At 77.9% G+C, this 5,304-nt stretch carries 2 protein-coding genes; both read right to left on the bottom strand.

Annotation, left to right across the window (positions count from 1 at the left end):
• Positions 1-82 precede the first annotated feature (82 nt).
• On the bottom strand, positions 83-1,051 hold the full coding sequence (locus ABT034_RS35160; RefSeq protein WP_351221175.1) for a bifunctional riboflavin kinase/FAD synthetase: 969 nt from the start codon (positions 1,049-1,051) through the stop codon (positions 83-85).
• A 31-nt stretch (positions 1,052-1,082) separates the two neighbouring features.
• Positions 1,083-5,024 carry a trypsin-like peptidase domain-containing protein gene (locus ABT034_RS35155; RefSeq protein ID WP_351221174.1) on the bottom strand — a complete coding sequence of 1,314 codons (3,942 nt, stop codon included), beginning with the start codon at positions 5,022-5,024 and terminating at the stop codon, positions 1,083-1,085.
• Positions 5,025-5,304 lie beyond the last annotated feature (280 nt).

Below are 5,304 nucleotides of genomic sequence, written 5' to 3'. Positions count from 1 at the left end.
GGCAGTACACCGGGGTCGGAATGGTTGAGTTCGACACGCAGGCTGCCGCCCAGGTCCCCGATGGGGATCGGCCGTGTGGGTCTCAGACCGCCGGGTGGTGCTCCCGGTCGTACGCCTCGGTCAGCTCACGGCAGCGCTTCACGTCGCCCGCCATCGCCAGGAGCAGGTCGTCCAGGGTGTCGAACTTGAGCATCCCGCGTACGTACTCCAGGAAGTCCACGGCCACGTGGAGCCCGTACAGTTCGAGGCCCTCGCGGTCGATCGCGTACGCCTCCACCGTCCGCTCCGTGCCGTCGAACTGCGGGTTCGTGCCGACCGAGATGGCCGCCGGCATCCGCTCCCCCGCGGCCGTCAGCCAGCCCGCGTAGACGCCGTCCGCCGGGATCGCGGTGTGCGGGAGGGTCTCGACGTTGGCCGTCGGGAAGCCGAGCTCGCGGCCGCGCTGCGCGCCGCGGACGACGATGCCCTCGACGCGGTGCGGTCGGCCCAGGATCTCGGCCGCCCCGGTCATGTCGCCCTCGCCGACGAGTCGGCGGGTGAGGGTGGAGGAGAAGGGCTGACCGCCGCCGGCCGTGCCGCTGACGTACAGGTCGATGACCTCGACCTCGTAGTCGTAGGTGGCGCCGAGCTCGGTCAGGAAGGCGACGTTCCCGGCGGCGCGGTGCCCGAAGCGGAAGTTGGGGCCCTCGATGACGGCCTTGGCGTGCAGCTTGTCGACGAGGACCTTCACGATGAAGTCGGCCGGGGACAGCTGGGAGAACTCGGCGGTGAACGGCAGCACGAGCACCGCGTCCACACCGAGGCCGGCCATCAGCTCGGCACGCCGGTGGTGCGGGGCGAGCAGCGGCGGATGGCTGCCGGGCCGCACGACCTCGGAGGGGTGCGGGTCGAAGGTGACCACGACGGACGGCACGCCGAGCTCACGGGCGCGCTCGACGGCCCGCCCGATGATCAACTGGTGCCCGCGGTGCACACCGTCGTAGGAGCCGATGGTGACGACGCTGCGTCCCCAGTCCTGGGGAATGTCCTCCAAGCCACGCCAGCGCTGCACTGTGACCGCTCCTCGTCCGCCTGTTCGCCGATTACGCAGGTCTAAGACTGCCATGCCCACGGCCGTCGGCTCGCATCGGCATGGAAGTGCCGTGGTCCCGCAGGGCCTGGAGGCTGTCGGGACCGAGCAGCGGCACCCAGTCGGCGGGGGCGGCGACCGTCCACCGGGCGATCAGCACGGCGAACGGGGGCCGGGCGCGGGCGAGTCCCGCGAGGGCCGCGTCGAGCCGCCGCGCGCCTTCGGGGGTACGGGCCCACAGGGCGCCGGTCCGGTGCGTGAGCTCCCTGGTGCGCGGCTCGCTGCGGCGCTCCGCGCCCTCGGCGGCGGCCGTCAGGAGGGCGTCCAGGACGGTGGACTCCCCCGTCTCGGCCTCGTACCGCTCGTGTTCGAGGAGTACGTCGAGCAGCTCGGCCCGCAGATGGCGGGAGGCGCCGGTGCCGGGGGCGGCGAGGACGGGCGCGAGGGCGCGGCGGACCGGGGCGGGGCGGCCCCGGATGAGCCCGGCGACCAGCGGGTAGAGGACGGCCCGCGCCGCCGGGCCGTCCTCGAAGCGGCGGTCGACGAAGTCGGCGACGTGCCCGGCGCCCTCGGGGTGGCGGGCGGTGTACTCGCGGACGAGGACGGCGACCCGGCGGGCGAGCGCGGGCGCGTCGACCTCCGCGAGGGCGCGCAGGACGGCGGCCGGGGCCTCGCCCGTGCCGTGCAGCCGGTCCCGGAGGGCGGCGAGTACGGGCCCGGGGTCGGCCGCCAGGGCTTCGACGAGGGCGGCGGCGGGCACCCGGGGTTCGGCGAGGGCGCGGGGCAGATGGCGGGCACGGGTGTGCGGGTCGCGGATCAGGAGGCCGAGGGCGGCGCCGTGGAGGGCCTGGTCGCCGGGGCGGGCGAGCAGGGCGAGGGCGGCGTAGCGGAGGAGTTCGCGGTCGGCGGAGGTGGTGGCGTGACCGGCGACGAGGTGGCCGTACGTGGCGGCTGCGACGCGCCGCTCCGGGCGTCCGTCGTCGTGGGCCCACCGGTCGACGGCCCGGCAGACGGCGGCGGGCTCGTCCTCGGCGAGGGCGGCGAGGAGGCCGTCGGCGAGCGGGTGGGCGGTGGCGACGAGCGCCTCGCACAGGTCGTCGACGGCGAGGGCCCGATGGGTGTGCAGCAGGGCCTGGGCGGCGGTGGCGACGGTCGCGTGCGGGGCGGCGGGAAGAGGGCGGTCGTCGCCGAACCAGCGGCACAGGAGCGGCTGGACGCCCCGGGGGTCGGCGGCGAGCATCCCCGCGACGGCGTCGAGGCTCCGGTCGCCGCCGGTCTCCCGGGCGGGCGGCGGGTCGGCGGGCACGAGCCGCCGCAGCAGGTCGATCCGCTCGTCCTCCCCGAGCGGAAGCCCCTGCCAGAACTCCGGCCCGAACGCGGCGAACACGGCGTGCCGCTCGGCCCGGCCCCCGATCCGGTCGGCGAGGAGCCGCAGAGCGGGCAGATACGGCCGGGGGTCCGGCAACCGCCGCACGCTCTCCCGGAACAGCCGCGAGGCCCACCAGGGCCCGTCGTCACGGGCGCCCCGGCCCTCCTCCGCGAAACGACCGAGGGCCTCCACGAGCACGGCGAGGCGGGGCGCGAGGGCCGCAGGGCCGCGCTCGCGGTGGAGCAGCAGCAGCGACTGGAGCACCGGCCCGATGCGGTGACGCGGCACGGGCGGTGCGGCGGCCGGCGGGTGGTCGGACGTCGCCCGGTCGGAGGCCCGCCCGACCGGCGGGCGGGCGGACGCCGCCCCGTCGGGGGTCCGCTGCGCGGGAACGGCGGCGGGCGCGCGGTGGCGGCCCGTGCCGGGCGCGGCGGGGGCGGGCTGGGTCGGACGGCCTGGCCCTTCCGGCGGGGCGGCGGGATCGGGGTCGGTCCGGTGGTCCAGTCCTTCCGGCGCCGGAGCGGCGGGACCGGGATAGGTCGGACGGCCCGGCCCCTGCGGCGCCAGGGCGGCGGGGCCGGACTCGGGCGGACGGCCCGGGCCCCCCGGCGCCGGGGCGGCGGGGCCGCGATAGGTCCGGCGGTCCGGCCCTTCCGGCGCCAGGGCGGCGGAGCCGGGCTCGGGCGGACGGCCCGGCCCTTCCGGCGCCAGGGCGGCGAGGCCGGACTCGGTCGGACGGCCCGGCCCTTCCGGCCCGGGGGCCGGAGGGCCGGGCTCGGTCCGGTCGTCCCGCCCCTCCCTCCCCAGGGCGGCCGGGCCCTGGAAGAGGAGCGCGTGCAGTGCTCCGTCCAGGTCCAGGTGTGCCGCCTGTACCCAGTCCGCGAGTTCCTCGTGGGCGAAGCGGTAGCCGGAGCCCGCGGGGACGAGCAGGCCTTCCGTGAGGACGGCCGACGCCCAGCCGTCCCGCCAGGGGAAGAGCTCCTCGAAGGAGGGCCGGTCGAGGACGCCGTGCCCCGGGCCGAGGCACCGGCGGGCCGCCTCGTGGACCTGGCCGGTGACGCGCGCGGCGAGCCGGCGTACGGCGGCGCCCCGGACGAGTGGCCGGGAGCCCGCGGCGATCCGGACGGCGATCCGCAGGCACAGGAGGTCCAGGTAGGCGGTGAAGATCTCCTCGCGGCCGGGCCGTCCCGGCACGTCCCCCGGCAGCGCGGCCCGTACCTCCGCGAGCAGCCGCAGCGCCAGCGGGTGGCGGGCGTCGGCCTCGGCGAGGTCCGTCTCCCGGAGGCCGTACCCCTCGCGTACCGCCCGTGCCTCCGTCGCCGTGTACGGGCCGAGGACGAGCGCGGCGGGTGTTCCGTCCCCGGCTCCGGCCGCGGGCCGGTGCGGTGCGCCCGGGGTGTAGAGGGCACCGGCGAGTTCCCAGTGCTCGGGCCGGCAGGCGGTGACGAGCCGGACGTGGTGGGCGCGGAGCCAGTCCTCGGTGGCCGCCGTCCAGTCGGCGAGCCGGTGGGCGAGGAGCGGCGGCATCTCCTCGGGGCCGTCGAGGACGACGAGGAGCGGGCGGCCCGCCTCGTGGGCGAGGGCGGCGGCCCGTTCCGGGGTGGCGGCCGTGGTGTCGCCGAGCGCCCCGGAGGCGGCGGCGATACGGCCCGCCTGGTGCAGGGCGCGGCCGACGGCGTCGGCGACCGAGCGGTCCGCGTCGCGCAGGTCGGCGCCGCGCAGCCGCACGGTGGGTGCCGGTGCGACGCCCTGGGCGCGGCGGGCACAGAGGGCGGAGAGGGCCGTGGTGCGGCCGGTGCCGGGTGCGCCGACGAGCGCGAGGACCGGGGCGTCGCCGGCGGCGAACCGGGCGAACTCGCGGACGCACTCGGGGCGTTCGACGGGCTCGGGCCAGTGCTCGGCTTCCCGTACGGGTCCGGTGGAGGTGGCGGTGAGCTCCAGGATCCCGGCGAGGTTGAGGTCGGGCCCGTAGGCGGGGACGGTCGCCGCGTTGCACCGGAGGAGGGCGGTCAGGGGGCCTTCGGGGCGGAGCGGCGCCACGAGCGGCACCGCGTATCCGGCGGCTTTCCGGTGGCCGTGCAGGGCGGTGCCGAGGACGGCGAGGACGGTGCCGGTGGCGGTGTCGAGGACGGGGCCGCCGGCGGCGTCTCCGCCGAGCCTGAGGGCCTCCGCGCCCTCGGTGCCGATGGCGAGTTCGAGGGCGTCGGCGAGGGCGTGGAGGCGGTCGGTGGCGGCGTACGTGACGGTGGCGGGGCCGAGCACCCGCGCCTCGCGCCAGCCGTGGGCGGCGATCCGTACGTAGGTGCCGGGTTCGATCTCGGGGCGGGTCGCGAGCGGCAGCGGGCGGACACCGAGTCCTTCGGTCCGTACGAGGGCGAGGCCGCTCTCCGGCAGGGCGGTGACGGCCTCGGCCTCGGCGAGCCAGGTCCGGTCGCCGGGCGCCCGCAGGAGGACACGGCTGAGCCCGTCGACGGCTTCGTGACTGGTGACGACCGTTCCGTGGTGGTCGGCGAGGAATCCGGTGCCGCGCGCCCGGCCCGCCAGATCGCAGATCCGTACCAGCGTCGCCAGGTCCCCGCGTCCCATGGTGACGACGGTAGGTCGCCGTGATCACTCCGAGGCGCAGGCGGGGCGAACGCGCCCCCTGACACTCCCCCGTTCACTCCGAGCGCCTCCCCGAAGGGGTGATTCTTCGGCGTTCCGCCGGACAGGCTCTGCCGGGGGAACGACGTGGGGCGGGGGCCCCCCCCGGGGCCCCCCCCCCCCCCCCCCGGGGCCCGGGGGGGGGGGCGCCCCCGGGGGGGGGGGGGGGGGGGGCCCCCCCGGGCGCACCCCCCGCCGGCGCCCGACCCACGAAGACCACAAA

The organism is Streptomyces sp. NPDC002773 (assembly GCF_040295605.1).
Taxonomy (GTDB): domain Bacteria; phylum Actinomycetota; class Actinomycetes; order Streptomycetales; family Streptomycetaceae; genus Streptomyces.
Note: the sequence above shows the minus strand (reverse complement) of the source record. Positions and strands in the feature narration are given on the sequence as shown.

Coding starts and splice junctions, on each gene's coding strand:
- ABT034_RS35155 (WP_351221174.1), bottom strand. CDS start 5,024: ATGGGACGCGGGGACCTGGCGACGCTGGTACGGATCTGCGATCTGGCG.